Origin of the sequence: Streptomyces sp. NRRL S-495 (genome assembly GCF_000966955.1) — a bacterium.
In the GTDB taxonomy this organism is placed as follows: Bacteria; Actinomycetota; Actinomycetes; order Streptomycetales; family Streptomycetaceae; genus Kitasatospora; species Kitasatospora purpeofusca.
The window spans coordinates 1-443 of the sequence record NZ_JZWY01001084.1; the positions used below are offsets into that span (position 1 = coordinate 1).

Consider the following 443-nt stretch of genomic DNA (forward strand, 5'->3'; position numbering starts at 1 on the left):
CGCCGAGGGTGAGCCGGACGGCGGCGTCGTCGAGCATCGCGGTGAGGCGCGCGGCCGGGTACGCCGGGTCGAGCGGCAGCACATGGCCGCCGGCCCACCAGACGGCGAGGTGGGCGACGGCGATCCGGCTGCCACGGGCGCAGAGCACGCCGACGGCGCTGCCGGGGGTGACCCCGCGGGCGGTCAGATCGGCGGCCAACCGCCGGGCGTTGGCGACGAGTTCGCGGTAGGTCAGGGCGGTGGTGCCGTCGGTGAAGGCGAGCGCCTCGGGGCGCTCGGCGGCCTGCCGGGCGACCAGCGCCGGGACGGTGGCGGGACCGGCGGTCGGAGCGGCGGCGGCGGGACCGGCGGTGGAGCGGGAGGGAGTCATCGGAGGTCAGCCTTCCGGGCGCCCCGGCGGTGGGCCGGGGCGCCGTGCGACGGTGGGCGGGAGGGAGGGGGGC

At 80.1% G+C, this 443-nt stretch carries 1 protein-coding gene; it reads right to left on the reverse strand.

Annotated elements, in window-relative coordinates; translation table 11 throughout:
- Positions 1-370, reverse strand: a 370-nt coding sequence (locus VR45_RS39190) for an AMP-binding protein (protein ID WP_045944737.1), incomplete at its 3' end; no start/stop codon positions are given.
- Positions 371-443 lie beyond the last annotated feature (73 nt).